The sequence below is a fragment of the Novosphingobium sp. UBA6272 genome, from assembly GCF_002440635.1.
In the GTDB taxonomy this organism is placed as follows: Bacteria; Pseudomonadota; Alphaproteobacteria; order Sphingomonadales; family Sphingomonadaceae; genus Novosphingobium.
The window spans coordinates 165637-181083 of the sequence record NZ_DJUW01000003.1; the positions used below are offsets into that span (position 1 = coordinate 165637).

The following is a 15447-nucleotide window of genomic DNA, read 5'->3' on the forward strand; positions in this document are numbered from 1 at the left end:
CGGCGTTGAAGACCCATGCCGACCGTCTGGACCATTGGCTATGAGCAGGCTTCCATGCCCGCTTTCCTTGCCTCACTGCAGGCGGCGGGGGTGGAACTGGTCGCCGATGTCCGCGCCGTAGCCGCTTCGCGTCGACCGGGTTTTTCCATATCGGCGCTGGCCGCGAACCTGACCGAGGCGGAGATCGGATATCGCCATTTTCGCGTGCTGGGTACGCCGCCAGCGGGCCGTGCGGCGGCCCGCGCGCTCAATCTACCTGTGCTCAAACAGATATATGCCGGTCAGCTTGAGCTGCCCGAAGCGATGGTGGCAAGCGCGGAACTGGCCGATCTGGTCCACGAGCGGCGCGTCGCGCTGCTGTGCTATGAGCGCGATCCGGCCTGCTGCCACCGCACCTTGCTCCGCGAGGCTGTGCTGGCGGATTGCGAGGTCGTTGATCTGTACCCCTGATCGCGGTTGACCGGCTTTCCCTTTACGTTAAGGGAAAGTCGATGTCCTTACCCCAAACCCTCGCCGCCGCGCGGCCGATCGACGGCGGATTTGCCGCCACTGTCCCGACCGAATGGATGCAGGGTCGCACTGCCTATGGCGGGTTTTCTGCCGCACTGGCGCTGGTTGCAGCACAGCGCCTGGTCGATGATCTGCCGCCACTGCGCTCGGCCACGGTCAACTTCGTCGGGCCATTGGCGGGCGAGGTGGAAGTGCGGGCCAAGCTGCTGCGGCGCGGTCGCAATGCTTCGTGGATCTCGGCCGAAGTCAGCAACGAATCCGGTGTCGGACTGACCGCGACCTTCGTGTTCATGGGGCCGGTCGAAGCCAGCAGCCTGCACCTGCACGAGGTGCCGATGCCGGAATATGCCGTGCCGCTCGATCAGGCGGTCCCGCTGCCCGAACGCGCCGGACCGAGCTTCGCCCCCAATTTCGATCGCCGCTTCGCCTTGCCGCGCGGCGCGGAAAAGGTCCCGGAAATCCTGTGGTGGGAGCGGCTGAAGGACGTGGAAGGGCTCGATCCGATGGTCGCGCTGGTCCTGCTGGCCGATGCGCTGCCGCCGGGGGTGATGCCGCTGACCGGCCCGGCGCCAATCAGCTCGATGACCTGGCTGATCAACCTACTGACCCCACTGCCGCAGACCGATGATGGCTGGTACCTGCTCCAGGCCAGGGGCAACTATGCCGAGAAGGGCTGCTCCAGCCAGGACATGGCGATCTGGAATACCCGTGGCGAAGCCGTGGCGGTGGGGATGCAGTCGATCGCGGTGTTTGGTTGATCCGTCATCCCCGTGAAAATGGGGATCGCTGGCCGGTGAGCAAGGCGCTTTGAGGCCAGCGGTCCCCGGTCAAGCCGGGGACGACGAGGCTTCGTTCAACCTTTTGCCGATCACCGCGCGGAACACGACAAAACCGACCAGTCCGGCCACGGCGGTACCGACATGGACCAGCCAGAAGCTGGGCGTGTCCATGGTCGAATACCAGCCGCCGATGATGCCGACCGTCTTGTTGGCAGTGAAGAAAGCCAGGTAGTAGATGCCGACCACCGTGGCGACGATCGCTTTGGGCGCGACCTTGGTGAACAGCGCCAGGCTGACCGGCATGATGTGGGCGAAACCGATCGAGTTGAGCAGGTGGAACATCACCGGCCAGAACAGCCCGATTTTGCCTGACCCCTGCGTCAGCGCGGCCATGTAGAGGCACAGTCCGCCGCCGATCACGAAGAAGCTGCCGATGATCATCTTGCCGATCTCGTCCGGCTCCCAGCCGCCGCGATCGCTGCGCCATTTCCAATAGAGCGCGACCGCAGCGAGCATCGAGAAGCTGAGCGCCGCGTCGATAGTGATCATGTAGCTGGTCGGCAAGGTGGTGCCGAAGAAGGTCAGCTGGAAATGTTCGTCGGCCCAGACCAGATAGGCGTTGAAGATTTCCTGGTTGGTCAGCATCGACAGCGCGAGGATCGGGATCAGCATCAGTAGGGCGAAGACCCGGGGGCGGTCTGCCCCGGCGACAGCGGCGAGCAGGCCGATCGCCACCGATAGCCCGACCTGGCCGGAAATGCCCATCGCGGCAATTCCCGGAACGACTTTGCCGATGGCAATCAGGATCACCAGCGCCAGACCGGCAAACCCGAGCAGCTTCGTGCCGTTGACCCCGTCTGACGATGCCTTCGCCTGAACTGCGCGGACCTCCTTGGGCAGCCACGGACCGGCCTTGATGTAAAGCAGCAGGCCCAGCACCATGACGATCCCGGCAGTGCCGAAACCATAGTGCCAGCCGACCTTCTCACCCAACGTGCCCGAGATCAGGGGCGCGATGATCACGCTGACGTTGATCGCGATGTAGAAGATCTGGAACGCCATGGCGCGGCGCAGGTCCTTCGGACCGTAAAGCTCGCCCACCTGGCTGGCGATATTGCCCTTGAACAGCCCGACACCGATCACCAGGGCCAGCAGTGCGAACAGGAACAGGCCCTCGAACGCCATCAGGAAGTGACCGATTGCCATGACCAACGCCCCCGCCAGAAGCGTCGCGCGGCGGCCCAGCCAGCGGTCGGCGATCAGCCCGCCGGCAATCGGGGTCAGATAGACCAGGCTGGTGTAGTCACCGAAGATCGCAGAGGCGAGCGGTTGGCCTTCCTTGCCGTCGTAGGCCGCCTGTTGCAGCCAGCTCAGCCCGATAACACTGCCGATATGCTCGGGCAGCAGCAGGTACTTGACCATGTACAGCACCAGCAGCGTCTGCATCGAATAGTACGAGAACCGCTCGCACCCTTCGACGAAGGCGAGGTAGCCGAGGCCCTTGGGGTGGCCCAGAAACGCGCGATCGTGCGGCGGGGCTTCCAGCTCGGGCGTGGCTTCGGCTACGGACATGGTGCTCCCCGGGTTAGTTTCAGTTGCAACGGGTGGCTACCGCGTCAGACGGAGCGCTGCAACTCCTCGTCGAGGAATTCCCCAACCTCTTCCAGATCAACATCCTTCGTAAGGTAGGCATCGCCAATTCCCCGCATCAGCACGAAGGGCAGGGTGCCCGCGTCCATCTTCTTGTCGTGCAGCATGTGCGCGACCAGCGCCTGGCCATCGCAGTTGAGGCCCAGCGCGGCGATCTCACTCATCATGCCGATCTCGGCGAAATGGCGGGCGACGTGTTCGGCGCTGGCCCGCGGCAGCAGTCCGCGCCGGGCTGAGAAGCGCGCGGCGAGGACCATGCCGAGCGCCACGCCTTCGCCGTGGAGCAACCGGTCGGAAAAGCCGGTCTGCGCCTCCAGCGCGTGGCCAAAGGTATGCCCGAGGTTGAGCAGCGCGCGCAGGCCGAGCGTTTCCTTCTCGTCGGCCTGGACGATCCGGGCCTTGGCCGCGACTGAATGGGCCACGGCATATTCACGCAACGCCGGATCGCCTGCCAGCATCGCCGCACCATTGGCATCGCACCAGGCGAAGAATTCGGCATCGCCGAGCAGGCCGTATTTGACCACTTCGGCATAGCCGGCTTTGAGCTCGCGCTCGGGCAGGGTGTCGAGCACGGCAAGGTCGGCCAGCACCAGTGCGGGCTGGTGGAACGCGCCGACCAGGTTCTTGCCCGCGCCGGTGTTGATCGCGGTCTTGCCGCCGACACTGGAATCGACCTGAGCGAGCAGGGTGGTGGGAAGCTGGATGAACTTGCAGCCGCGCTTGAGGATGGCGGCGGCAAAACCAGTCAGATCCCCGATCACCCCGCCGCCCAACGCGAGAATGTGATCGCCGCGCTCGACCTCCTCGGCCAGCAGCCAGTCGACCGTGGCGGCAAGCTGTTCCCAGCTCTTGCTGGGTTCGCCGGGAGGAAGGACCCGCCAGACGGCTTCATGGCCGCCTTCGCGCAGTGCATTTTCGACCACCGCGCCCCAGGCCGCATGGACCCGGATGTCGGTGACGATCGGCACCCGGCGCTTGCGCAGGCGGCCGCTGCACTGCTCGGTCAGGCTTGCGAGCAGCCCCGTGCCGATCCGCACTTCGTAAGGTGCGCCAGCAATGTCGACGGGGATCACAGCCATTCGGCAATTCCTTTCAGCACCCGGCCGACCGTGCGGCCCTGCGGACCGGCCGAGCTCATGACATGGATCGGCGCCTCGGCATAGGCCGGCTCGCGCTCGGTCTTGAGCCTTGCCAGGATCTCGCGCGGGTTGCCATTGCGGAGCAGGGGCCGGGTTTCCTTGCGCCCGACCCGGTCGACCAGCACGTCGAGATCGCTGTCGAGCCAGACGGCGATCGCCTTGTCGAGGATCAGGCGGCGAGTCTCGGAATTGACAAAGGCGCCGCCGCCGGTGGCGATGACCTTGCGAGATCCCTCGCCTTCGATCAGCCGGGCAATCACCCGGCGCTCGCCATCGCGGAAATAGGCCTCGCCGAACTGGGCAAAGATTTCGCTGATCGACATCTGCGCGGCGCGCTCGATCTCGTCGTCTGCATCGACGAAAGGCATATGCAGCAATCCCGCCAGCTTGCGCCCGATGCTCGATTTACCCACGCCCATCAGGCCGACCAGCACGACCGGACGGTCGATCCGGTGGGCCAGGGCCTCTATTTCGGCCGAGGAAAGCGCTGCTTCATCATGCTCCATTGCGGCCCCGCCTATAGATAGGCTAACCGACAGTGCAAGTTTCCGGGCTGGAGAGGTCGCGCGTGGCGTTGGATAGGCGCAAGTCGATAGGTTTGATGGTGGCACTCGCGGTGCTGGTCGGCGTGCTCGGCTGGGCCTGGGTGGACGGCGGCGAGCGCCCGGTTTCGCCGCAATACGCCCCTGCCGTGCTGCCCGGAGATGCCAAGTGAAGCGGCTGCTCCTGCTCGCCGGCGGGACCGCGCTTGCCTTGTCCTCGGCGCTGGTGCTGGCTCAGGATTCGCCCGAATCGCTGCTTCCCCCAGGTTTTGAAAAACCGAAGGCCCGCCCGGCAACCCCGACGGCACCGAATCCGGGATCTACTCCGGTCGTGCAGCCGTTGCCCGGAGAAAGCGGATCTGCCCCCAAGGCCGCCGCCGCACAACGCACGCTTCCCAACGGACAGCGCGTTCCGACGCTGAAAGAGCTGGAGGCAATGACCCCAGATCAGCTTGATGAGCTGCTTGGACTCAAGCCCAAGTTCGATATGCCGGCCGCGGCGCGCCGCTCGATGAAGCGGGTTGGCGTCCTGGCTGAGGATGAGGGTGGCTTTCCCGGTGGTTCGTTGGGGCGGCAAAGCCCGCAACTGGTCAGCAAATTGCTCGATGGCAACAAGGGTCGGCTGGTATCGCGCTGGGGCCACATCCTGCTGCGCCGCGCGCTGGTTTCGCGGATGGATGCGCCGGCGGGGATGAACCCGGCCGATTTCGCCGGAGGCCGGGCGGCCTTGCTGGTGCGGATGGGCGAGGGCGATCTGGCCCGCGCGGTGGTGCAGGATGTCGATGCCGGCAACTACACCGACAGCCTGACCCGCGCCGCGCTCGATGCCTATGCCTTTACCGCCGATATCACCGGGATCTGCCCGGTGGTGGCAGTGCAGGGCGGCGCGCGCAAGGATGGCGAATGGCGGATGCTGCGCGGGATCTGCTCCTCGTTCCAGGGTGACGGGGCCTCGGGCATGGCCCAGCTCGACAAGCTGGTTGGCGAAGATGGCCTGACCCGGATCGACGTGCTGCTGGCCCAGAAATACGCCGGGGCTGCCGGCAAGGTCCGCCGCGCGGTCAAGATCGAGTGGGACGGGATCAGCGACATGAACCCGTGGCGCTACGCATTGTCGATCGCACTTGGCATCGAGCCGCCGGCCGAGGCGATGAAGGATGCCCCGCAGCGCTATTCCCTGGTCGCAGCATCCGCGCCGATGCTCGGGCTCGAATCGCGCGCCAAAGGAGCCGATCGAGCCGCCGCGACCGGAATCCTCTCGAGCGCAGCCATGGTAGATCTCTACAGCCAGATCTATGCGCAGCAGGACATCACCGGCGATTGGGAGACAGCTGCCGAAACGCTGCGCAACGCCTATGTCGGCGCTTCAGCGTCTGAACGGATGGCTGCGATCAAGCAATTGTGGGACGGAGCTCCGGATGCCGAAGCGCGCTATTCGCGCCAGGTGCTGACCGCCTATGCCGCAGCTCGGATGCCGGTGTCGGGGGATCAGTCTGGTGATGCAGCCGATCTGATCGCATCGATGTTGACAGCCGGGCTCGATCGCAATGCACTGGCCTGGGGTGGACAGGTCGATACCGGTTCGCTGGCCTGGGGCATGCTGGCCGTAGCCGCGCCGGAGCGCGCGCAGCCGGTCGATGGCGGGGCGCTCAACAGCTTTTACGGCAATGATCCCAGCGACGAATACCGCAAGAGCGGATTCCTGCTGGCCGGGCTATACGGTCTGCAGCGGATCGATGATACTACGGCCAAGGACTTTGCTGACAAGCTCTCGGTCGATCTGGGCCGGCAGACCAACTGGACCAGGCTGATCGCTCAGGCCGCCGATGCCAACAACGGCGCACTGGTCGCATTGCTCGCCGGGGTAGGCATGCAGGGTAACGGCTGGGACAAGATGACCCCGCTGCATCTTTATCACATCGTTTCGGCGCTCAACCGCGTCGGGCTGAGCGCCGAAGCGCGGATGATCGCGGCCGAAGCGGTGGCGCGGGGCTGACGATTTCGGCCGCGATCGAGTCCTTCCTGGCGATGCTGGCCGCAGAGCGCGGCGCTGCTGCGAACACGCTGGCGGCCTATCGCCGCGATCTGGAAGGCGCGGAGGAAGCGATTGGCGACCTCGTGGCGGCAGACAATGCCGTGCTGGCGTCGCTGGGCACTGTCTGGGCCGGCCTTGCCCCGTCGAGCCTGGCCCGCAAATGCTCTGCGCTGCGGCAGTTCTATGGCTTTCTGATGGACGAGGGTTGGCGCAAGGACGATCCCTCTCCGGCCTTGCCGCGCCCGCGCGCGCGCCGGCCGCTGCCGCGCCTTTTGAACCATGCCGAGGTTGAGGCGCTGTTTGCCCGCGCCGAGGAAGATGCGGCAGGTGAGAAGCCCGATGCGGTGCGGATGCTGGCCTTGCTTGAACTGCTCTATGGCTCGGGCCTGCGCGCGACCGAACTGGTTTCGCTGCCGCTATCCGCCGTGCCGCGCGATGCGCCGTTCCTGACGGTTACCGGCAAGGGCGGCCAGCAACGGATGGTCCCGGTCAGCACCCGCGCCCGGCAGGCGCTGTCGCGCTGGATGGCGCTGCGCGGCGGGGAGGGGAAGGCGCTGTTTCCCTCCAGTTCGAAACAGGGTCACCTGACCCGGATCCGCCTGTTCCAGCTGCTCCGGGCGCTGGCGGCGCGGGCCGGGCTCGATCCGGAAAAGGTCAGCCCGCACGTGCTGCGCCACGCCTTTGCGACGCATTTGCTGGAGGGCGGGGCCGACCTGCGGGTGCTCCAGACGCTGCTCGGCCATGCCGATATCGCCACCACCCAGATCTACACGCATGTCGATTCGGCGCGGCTGGTGGCGCTGGTCAACGCGCGGCACCCTCTTGCCGTGCGCGGTCAGGGGGGCTAGCGCGGCGGGATGATTTCCTACCTTGAATTCGAAAAGCCCGTAGCGGCGCTCGAAGCCCGGATTGCCGAGCTGCGCCAGACCGCAGCCGGTGGCGATGTCGATATTTCTGCTGAAATCCGCCGGCTTGAGATGAAGAGCGCGGATCTGCTGGCTGCGACCTACAAGGCGCTGACCCCTTGGCAGAAGACCCAGGTTGCCCGCCACCCGATGCGGCCGCACTTCGTCGATTATGTCGCGCAGATGTTTACCGATTTCATGCCCTTGGGCGGGGACCGCTATTTCGGCGATGATCAGGCGATTATCGGCGGCTTTGCTCGGCTGGGGAATCGCCGGGTGATGCTGATCGGGCATGAGAAGGGCAACGACACCCAAAGCCGGATCAAGCACAATTTCGGCATGGGCAAGCCGGAAGGCTATCGCAAGGCAATCCGCCTGATGGAGCTCGCCGGGCGGTTCGGGCTGCCGGTCGTGACGCTGGTCGATACCTCGGGCGCGTTCCCCGGGGTTGAGGCGGAAGAGCGCGGCCAGGCCGAAGCGATTGCCCGTTCGACCCAGGCCTGTCTGGCCTTGCCGGTGCCGATGGTCGCGGTGATCGTGGGTGAAGGCGGATCGGGCGGCGCTGTCGCTCTGGCCAGCGCGGAACGCGTGCTGATGATGGAACATGCGGTCTATTCGGTAATCAGCCCCGAAGGCTGCGCCTCGATCCTGTGGCGCACCGCCGAAAAGGCGGCCGACGCGGCCGAGGCGATGAAGGTGACCGCGCAGGACCTTCTTGCGCTGGGCGTGATTGACCGGATCGTCAAGGAGCCGGTCGGTGGTGCTCACCGCGATCCAGTTCTCGCCACGTCCGCGCTGGCCAAGGCGATCGAAGAGGAACTGGATTCCTTGACCAAGCTTTCGCCGGAAAAATTGAGAGTCATGCGCGAGGAACGGTTCCTGCGGATCGGCGAAGGCTGAGCCAGCAAGGTTCAGGGGGCTTTCCAACCGTTTGACAGGGGTCTAGTCTGTTAACCCTCGGAAAACGTTGTGGAGGATCGCGTCCCATGTCTGCCCATTTGCTTGCCAACCGGCGTACGCTCGCCTTCATCCTTGGGACTGGCCTAATCCTCCCGGTTTACGGGGCAGGGCAAAGCGCGCCTGCCAATGCGCAGTCTTCGGCCGGAACGGTCCAGGCGATCAGCGCCAAAGACAAGCAGGAAGGCGCCAAGTACCATCCGCAGCTGGTGGCCGAATTCGGTGGCGCAGTCAGCGGCCCGCAGGCGCTCTACGTCGAATCGGTGGGCAAGAAGATCGCGGTCCAGTCAGGGCTTTCGAATGCCCAGGGCGATTTCACCGTAACTCTGCTCAATTCCTCAGTCGACAATGCATTCGCGATTCCCGGCGGCTATATCTACACCACCCGCCAGCTGGTTTCGCTGATGAACAACGAGGCTGAACTGGCCGGCGTGCTGGGCCACGAAGTCGGTCACGTCGCCGCGCGGCATTCGAACAAGCGGCAAAGTGCCGCGACCCGCAATCAGGTGATTGGCGTGCTAGGGGCGGTGCTTTCTGGAGTTTTCCTGGGTAACAGCCAGTTCGGACAATTGCTTCAGCAAGGGTTCCTGCAAGGCTCGCAGATCCTGACGCTGAAGTTCTCGCGCAGTCAGGAAAACGAGGCAGACAAGCTCGGGATCGAATATCTGCGCCGCGCCGGTTACGATCCGCGCGCTATGTCGACCGTTCTCGCCAGCCTCGCTGCGCAGAATACGCTTTCGGTCAGGCTGCTGGGCGCGCCGGACAATCGGGCACCGGAATGGGCCTCGACTCACCCTGATCCGGCCAAGCGGGTCAGCGCCACTGCAGCGCTGGCCGGAACGAATCCGGGCGGCACACTCAACCGCGATACTTTCCTGAATCGGATCAGCGGGCTGACTTACGGCGATGATCCCAAGGAGGGGATCGTCGAAGGTCGCAAGTTCGTCCACCCGATCGATAAGTTCGCATTCGAGGCGCCGAACGGATTCTTCATGGTGAACGGGACCCAGGCGGTCTCGATCAGCGGGCAATCGGGAAAGGGGCAGCTAACCGCCGCAGCCTATAACGGCGATCTCGACGCCTATGTCCGCGCGGTTTTCGCCAAGCTGGCACAAGACAACAAGGTTACGATCACCCCGGGGCCGGTGCAAAAGACCACGGTCAACGGCATTCCTGCTGCCTATTCGGTCGCACGGGTGGCGCAAAGCAACAACAGCTCGGTCGACGTGACGGTGTTCGCGTATCAGATGGGTACGACCAACGCGCTGCATTTCATGACCATCACCCAGGCGGGTGGCACCGGCGTATTCGATTCGATGTTCGGATCTATGCGACGGATCAGCGATGCCGAGGCGGGTGCGATCAAGCCGCGGAAGCTGACCGTGATAACTGCAAAGAAAGGCGACACTGTCCAGTCGCTCGCATCGCGCATGGCCTATACTGATGCGCCGCTGGACCGGTTTCTGGTACTGAACGGGCTGAACGCTAGCTCAAAGATCACCGCAGGGCAGCGGCTAAAGCTCGTAACCTACTGAATTTCATCTGTTGCGCGCAAAAGAAGAGGGCGGCAGGTTTCCCTGCCGCCCTCACTTTTCGAAACCTCTCGGTTTGCGATTAGGCGTTAGCGCCAGCCATCGCAGACGAGGTGGTGTTGAAGGTGGTCTGCAGTTCGTTGCCCAGACCCTGCATGGCAGTGATGGCGGCAACGGCGATCAGAGCAGCGATCAGGCCATATTCGATGGCGGTTGCACCAGCTTCGTCACGGAACAGCTTCTTGATGAACTTCATGATTAGTCTCCTGTTTGGCAGTCAATTTACCCGGCTCTTTCCCTGTCACCCGGATTGAGCAATTGCCGGACTAAGGGGAAATTCTTGAGAAAAGTTTAACTCGCAGGGCCGCCCATCGCTTCGGCGGACTTGCTTGAAACGTTGTTCCACATGGAGATGCTGCCCGAGGCGAAATCCTGCAGCGCGGTCAGCATGGCGAGGACGATCAGGGCGCAGATCAGGCCCATTTCGACCGAGGAGGTGCCCCGATCGTTTTTCAGCAGTGCCTTGATGGTATTCTTCATGCCCGGTCGTCCCCAGCGTGGGTTGATCGGACGGAATTAGTGGGATCGTAATTAAGAATTCGTATAGAACTGGGCTCACTGTGAAAAAAACTCCGACAATCGTTCCAGTCGTTGCGGCCGCGCTAATTGCGGCGGATGGGCGTGTATTGATGCAGTTGCGGCGCCGTGAAGCGGAACATGGCGGCTTGTGGGAGTTCCCTGGCGGGAAAGTGGAGCCGGAAGAAAGCCTGGCAGAATCGCTTTGCCGCGAGATTCGCGAGGAACTGAACCTGATGCTCGATCCCGGGGCGCTGCAGCCGCTCAGCTTCGCCTCGGATCCCGACCAGCCCTATGTCATTCTGCTTTACACCTGCCGCGAATGGCAGGGAGAGCTGGCCTGCCTTGATGGCGACGCGATTGGCTGGTTCACGCCGGAAGCGCTCCAGGATTTGCAAATGCCGCCGCTTGATGTGCCATTGGCCCGGGCATTGCTGGAAATGACGAAAAGGTCGATTTAGCCGCTTGCCAAGCCATTCGCTCACCCCTATGTGCGCCACTCCAACGCGCCCGTAGCTCAGCTGGATAGAGCATCAGACTACGAATCTGAGGGTCGGACGTTCGAATCGTTCCGGGCGCGCCATTCTCTCAAGCCTCCCTAACAGGGGGCTTTTTTGTTGGTTGTTCGCGGCCCGGGGCGCTCCTAAGTGTTGCGGATGGACGAACTTCAACCCGCCACGGATGGTTCGCGCTCGGTCTGGCGATTTGCCAGGGCCAGCCGCGCCCATGTGGTGATCGATGCGGCAGCCTATTTCACCCTGATGCAGCAGGCGATGCTTCGGGCGCAGCAGCGGATCCACATGATCGGTTGGGATTTCGATACGCGGGTGCGACTGGGGCCGGGCCGCAAGTTCTATAATCTGCCTGACCGCGAGGTGCAGCCGGCCCGGCTGGGCCCCTTCGTGATCTGGCTGGTCAAGCGCACCAAAGGATTGCAGGTGCGGGTGCTGAAATGGAATTTCGGCGCGCTGAAGTTTATCTTCCGCGGTTCGATGATCCTCGATCTGATCCGCTGGTTCTTGAATCGGGGAATCGATTTCAAGTTCGATTCGGCGCATCCGCTTGGCTGCAGTCACCACCAGAAAATCATCGTGATTGATGACAATTTCGCTGTCTGCGGCGGGATCGACATGACCAGCGATCGGTGGGACACCCCGGAGCATATCGAAGACGATCCTCGCCGGCGCCATCCCTATGGCACCAGACTCTATGGCCCTTGGCACGATCTGACCATGCTGGTCGAAGGGGACGCCGCGAGCGCGCTGGGCGAACTTGGTCGTGATCGCTGGGTTAGGGCAGGGGGCACGCCGCTGCTGCCCTGTGCACCGCAGGCAGAAAGCGCCTGGCCCGAAGGCCTCAAGGCGGAATTTACCGATGTTGAGGTGGGGATCGCCCGGACCCGCTCGGCCTGGGCCGGGCAGGATGAAGTGCGCGAGATCGAGGCGCTGTTCGTCGAGCACATCCGCAGGGCCAAGCGTTTCATTTATGCCGAAAGCCAGTACTTCGCTTCACGCGCGGTGGCAGAGGCGATCGCAGAAAAGCTAAGCGAGCCCGATCCGCCCGAAATCGTCTTGATCAATCCCGAAAGCGCCGATGGCTGGCTCGAGCAGACCGCCATGGATGCCGCGCGGGTGCGGCTGTGCCATGCGATCGCTCAGCGAGACCATAAGCAACGTTTCCGCATCTATATTCCTCGCAATGCGGCTGGCACTGCGATCTATGTCCATTCCAAGGCGATGATCGTCGACGACGAGATCGTTCGGGTCGGCTCGGCCAACATGAACAACCGCTCTATGGGACTCGACAGCGAATGCGACCTGTTCATTGATGCTGCGCGCCCGGGCAACGATCATGTCCGCGATCCGATCCGAAGGCTGCGGATTACGCTGCTGGCTGAGCATACCGGATTGCAGCGCGAAACTGTCGATCGTGTTCTCGCCCGGCACGGTTCCATGTTCGAACTGATCGAAAATGCGCCGAAGGGCGGAAGGCGGCTCGATCCTTTTGTCTTGCGTCCACTGACCGATACGGAGAAAGCAGTCGCCGATAGCGCATTGTTCGATCCCGAACGCCCCGGACATTTGTTCGAACCGTTCAGTGCAAAGCGCGGTCTGTTTCGCCGTGGCGGCTTCTTGCGCCGTCCTGGCTAAAGGAGATTTGAATGTCCTGTGGGCATGATGCCAGCGATGAAGACCTGCCTGCCAAGTTGCCGGTTCCCGATGATGTGCTGGATGCGATCCGCACTCTGATCCGCTGGTCGGGTGACGATCCGCAGCGCGAAGGGCTGCTTGATACACCGTCACGGGTAGCGCGGGCTTGGAAAGAGTATTGCGAAGGAAACAACGAGGATCCGTCGCACCATCTCGCACGCCAGTTCGAGGAAGTGGGCGGCTATGATGAGTTGGTGCTGCTTAAGGACATTCCGTTCCAGTCGCACTGCGAACATCACATGGCACCGATCACCGGCAAGGCGGCAATTGCCTATATGCCCAAAGACCGCGTCGTCGGGATTTCCAAGCTGGCCCGGGTGCTTCACGGCTTTGCCCGGAGATTGCAGATCCAGGAACGACTGACAGCGGAAGTGGCGCAGTGCATCTGGGACAACCTCCAGCCGCAAGGCGTCGCGGTGGTGATTGAAGCCCAGCACGGCTGCATGACCGGTCGCGGGGTCAAGACGCCGGGGGTTGGCATGGTGACCAGCCGGATGATGGGCTGTTTTCTTGACGACCATCGCAGCCGCAAGGAAGTGCTGAGCCTGATGGGGTATTGAAGGTGACCGTGCTCAGCCCGGTCATGACGGTCGCCGAGCTTGAGGCATTTTTCGCTCAAGCCTTTCCCATGGGCGATCCGCGCCGATCGACCATAGAATCGATCGAACCTGGGCGGGTTCGGATCGCACTTGAACCTACCGAGCTGGATCTTCGGCCGGGCAACCTCGTTTCAGGGCCGACTCAGATGGGCCTGGCCGATCGGGCAGCCTACGCCGTGATCATTGCCCATATCGGACCGGTCGCGATGGCGGTGACCAGCAACCTCAACTTCAGTTTCTTGCGTGGGGTGCAGCATCGCACGGTGCATGCCGATGCGCGCCTGCTCAAATTGGGGCGGCGGCTGGCGACGGTCGACGTGGTGCTATGGCAGGAAGACGCAAGCAATATCGTTGCCCAGTCGACTGTGACTTACGCCATTCCCGGATAACAGAAGGCCCGGAAGATCGGGTGGGAGCTTCCGGGCCAATGGAGGGTTGGGGGGGCCTACCCTCGGGGTCGCAGGCTGTTAATCGCGCAGTTAGATGCGATTTGCATTGCTTTGAATCAAAAACCCCTCCCGCTCGGGGAGGGGTTTGAGAAACGCTGGTTGGGCGGGATCAGAGCTGTTCGAGCATGTACTCGGCGCTGCTGACCTTGAATTCGCCGGGTGCTTCGACGTGGAGCTGCTCGACGGTGCCATCATTGATCACCATCGCGAAGCGCTGGCCGCGCTTGCCCAGACCAAAGGCGCTGCCGTCCATGGTCAGGCCCAGGGCGTCGGCAAAATCGCCGTTGCCATCAGCCAGCATTGTCACGTCGGCGCTGCCGCCGCTCTTGCCCCAGGCACCCATCACGAAGGGATCATTGACCGCGGTGCAGGCGATCTCGTCGATCCCCTTGGCCTTGAGGTCACCGGCCTTTTCCACGAAGCCGGGAAGGTGCTTGGCCGAGCAGGTCGGGGTGAAGGCACCCGGGACCGAGAACAGCGCCACGCGCTTGCCGGCGAAGTAATCGGCGCTCTGCACCGCTTCGGGGCCGGCTTCGGTAGCCTTGACCAGTTTCACGTCGGGCAGCTTGTCGCCAACTGCGATTGTCATTGTATCTCTCCTTGGCTTGGGAACTTGCGAGTTCGTCGCAACATATAGGGACGCTCTCGGTCGGGGCAAGGCGCAGCGGTCATGGTTAAGTTCGCTTTACTGCCCCGCTTTAAGATTGGGTAAACCGGCTGAGCGAAGCTGGTGCCTGCGGGGATCAACTCGCCGGGAGACTGCACCATGAGATTCGCCAAAGGGGCTGCGGCAGCAATGGCCGCGGGAATGCTGCTATCATCGATTCCGGCTGGAGCCGCCGCGGGCAACAGCCAGGCCGAGAAGCTGCGCCGGCTGGATATTATGCTGATGGTCACCGGGCTGCGCTGCAGGACCACATCCGACAATTTCCAGAGCGACTATGGCCGCTTCACCACCGCGCACATGGGCACGCTTAACGCTGCGAGCAACACGCTCAAGGCCGACTTCGCGCGGCGTTATGGGCCAGTCGGGGCCAACCGTGCGCTTGACCGGCTCAGCACCCAGATAGCGAACGAATACGGGCAGGGCCATCCCTGGCTTAACTGCGGTCAGCTTAAACTCGTCACGCGCTCGCTTGCCGAAATGCGCGGGACCGAGCCGCTGATTGAGGCCGCGGATGAATTGCTTGATCGCGGGCCGCATCAGCTGGCCTGGATGCGGCGTTAGACCGATGAACGGCATCCATCTAGCCATATAAAGATATCTTTATATTTGCCTCTCCTGTGGCAAGTCGCTAAGGGCGGCGTCAGTTTGGCGCCGCCTTTTCGTTTGGCTGGTGTTGATTGGATACAGCACAGGAGTTGCCCGCCGTGGCCCAAGAGCATGACTATGTGATCGCCGACATCGGCCTGGCCGACTTCGGCTGCGCCGAAATCGCCATTGCCGAAACCGAAATGCCGGGGCTGATGGCGCTGCGCGCGGAATTCGGCGCGTCGCAGCCCTTGAAGGGTGCGCGGATCACCGGTTCGCTGCACATGACGATCCAGACCGCGGTGCTGATCG

General features: G+C 63.2%; 18 protein-coding genes and 1 tRNA gene. 13 read left to right on the forward strand and 6 right to left on the reverse strand.

Annotated elements, in window-relative coordinates:
* Nucleotides 1–15: 15 nt before the first annotated feature.
* On the forward strand, nt 16–450 hold the full coding sequence (locus B2V17_RS03145; RefSeq protein WP_292995111.1) for a DUF488 family protein: 435 nt from the start codon (nt 16–18) through the stop codon (nt 448–450).
* Nucleotides 451–491: 41 nt separating this feature from the next.
* Entirely contained in the window at nt 492–1268 is a 777-nt protein-coding gene (locus B2V17_RS03150; protein ID WP_292995113.1) for an acyl-CoA thioesterase, read from the forward strand.
* A 69-nt stretch (nt 1269–1337) separates the two neighbouring features.
* Here the strand turns inward: B2V17_RS03150 and B2V17_RS03155 are convergent, their stop codons facing one another.
* From B2V17_RS03155 to B2V17_RS03165, 3 genes are read right to left on the reverse strand one after another with little or no spacing between them, the layout of a single operon-like run.
* Complete coding sequence (locus tag B2V17_RS03155) at nt 1338–2861, reverse strand: peptide MFS transporter (protein ID WP_292995115.1); 1524 nt, start codon at nt 2859–2861, stop codon at nt 1338–1340.
* A 44-nt stretch (nt 2862–2905) separates the two neighbouring features.
* Nucleotides 2906–4018: a 3-dehydroquinate synthase gene (gene aroB / locus B2V17_RS03160; RefSeq protein WP_292995117.1), complete on the reverse strand. Its 1113-nt coding sequence runs from the start codon at nt 4016–4018 to the stop codon at nt 2906–2908.
* Nucleotides 4009–4584 carry a shikimate kinase gene (locus B2V17_RS03165; protein ID WP_292995119.1) on the reverse strand — a complete coding sequence of 192 codons (576 nt, stop codon included), beginning with the start codon at nt 4582–4584 and terminating at the stop codon, nt 4009–4011. Before B2V17_RS03165 ends, aroB begins: the two co-directional genes overlap by 10 nt.
* A gap of 205 nt (nt 4585–4789) precedes the next feature.
* Between B2V17_RS03165 and B2V17_RS03170 the strand changes: the two genes are divergently transcribed.
* The 4 genes from B2V17_RS03170 to B2V17_RS03185 all read left to right on the forward strand — a co-directional run bounded on the left by B2V17_RS03170 (nt 4790) and on the right by B2V17_RS03185 (nt 10052).
* Nucleotides 4790–6616 (forward strand): hypothetical protein, encoded by a 1827-nt coding sequence (locus B2V17_RS03170; protein ID WP_292995121.1) that lies wholly within the window; start codon nt 4790–4792, stop codon nt 6614–6616.
* 2 nt (nt 6617–6618) lie between these two features.
* Nucleotides 6619–7503: a tyrosine recombinase gene (locus B2V17_RS03175; protein ID WP_414690754.1), complete on the forward strand. Its 885-nt coding sequence runs from the start codon at nt 6619–6621 to the stop codon at nt 7501–7503.
* 9 nt (nt 7504–7512) lie between these two features.
* A complete protein-coding gene (locus tag B2V17_RS03180) occupies nt 7513–8460 on the forward strand; it encodes an acetyl-CoA carboxylase carboxyltransferase subunit alpha (RefSeq protein ID WP_292995122.1) in 948 nt (315 codons plus the stop codon).
* A gap of 86 nt (nt 8461–8546) precedes the next feature.
* Nucleotides 8547–10052, forward strand: a complete 1506-nt coding sequence (locus B2V17_RS03185; protein WP_292995123.1) for a M48 family metalloprotease — start codon at nt 8547–8549, stop codon at nt 10050–10052.
* A 79-nt stretch (nt 10053–10131) separates the two neighbouring features.
* On the opposite strand, the gene B2V17_RS03190 is transcribed toward B2V17_RS03185, so the two are convergent.
* Together B2V17_RS03190 and B2V17_RS03195 are read right to left on the reverse strand one after the other, a co-directional pair.
* On the reverse strand, nt 10132–10305 hold the full coding sequence (locus tag B2V17_RS03190) for a Flp family type IVb pilin (RefSeq protein ID WP_292995124.1): 174 nt from the start codon (nt 10303–10305) through the stop codon (nt 10132–10134).
* 95 nt (nt 10306–10400) lie between these two features.
* A complete protein-coding gene (locus tag B2V17_RS03195) occupies nt 10401–10589 on the reverse strand; it encodes a Flp family type IVb pilin (protein ID WP_292995125.1) in 189 nt (62 codons plus the stop codon).
* 80 nt (nt 10590–10669) lie between these two features.
* On the opposite strand from B2V17_RS03195, the gene B2V17_RS03200 reads away from it, so the two are divergent.
* From B2V17_RS03200 to B2V17_RS03220, 5 genes are all read left to right on the forward strand, one after another.
* Entirely contained in the window at nt 10670–11086 is a 417-nt protein-coding gene (locus tag B2V17_RS03200; RefSeq protein WP_292995126.1) for a (deoxy)nucleoside triphosphate pyrophosphohydrolase, read from the forward strand.
* A gap of 45 nt (nt 11087–11131) precedes the next feature.
* Nucleotides 11132–11208, forward strand: a tRNA-Arg gene (locus tag B2V17_RS03205).
* Between the two features lie 73 nt (nt 11209–11281).
* Entirely contained in the window at nt 11282–12775 is a 1494-nt protein-coding gene (locus B2V17_RS03210) for a phospholipase D-like domain-containing protein (protein WP_292995128.1), read from the forward strand.
* An 11-nt stretch (nt 12776–12786) separates the two neighbouring features.
* The gene (gene folE / locus B2V17_RS03215; RefSeq protein WP_292995130.1) at nt 12787–13395 is read left to right on the forward strand and encodes a GTP cyclohydrolase I FolE; all 609 of its coding nucleotides are present in this window, start codon (nt 12787–12789) and stop codon (nt 13393–13395) included.
* Nucleotides 13396–13397: 2 nt separating this feature from the next.
* Nucleotides 13398–13823, forward strand: coding sequence for a PaaI family thioesterase (locus tag B2V17_RS03220; protein WP_292995132.1), 426 nt, complete (start codon nt 13398–13400; stop codon nt 13821–13823).
* A gap of 169 nt (nt 13824–13992) precedes the next feature.
* Here B2V17_RS03220 and B2V17_RS03225 read toward each other — a convergent pair whose 3' ends face one another.
* The gene (locus tag B2V17_RS03225) at nt 13993–14472 is read right to left on the reverse strand and encodes a peroxiredoxin (protein WP_292995134.1); all 480 of its coding nucleotides are present in this window, start codon (nt 14470–14472) and stop codon (nt 13993–13995) included.
* Between the two features lie 177 nt (nt 14473–14649).
* On the opposite strand from B2V17_RS03225, the gene B2V17_RS03230 reads away from it, so the two are divergent.
* The gene (locus tag B2V17_RS03230) at nt 14650–15111 is read left to right on the forward strand and encodes an S-adenosyl-L-homocysteine hydrolase (protein WP_292995136.1); all 462 of its coding nucleotides are present in this window, start codon (nt 14650–14652) and stop codon (nt 15109–15111) included.
* 143 nt (nt 15112–15254) lie between these two features.
* The coding region (locus tag B2V17_RS03235) for an adenosylhomocysteinase (RefSeq protein WP_292995138.1) at nt 15255–15447 on the forward strand (193 nt) is incomplete at its 3' end.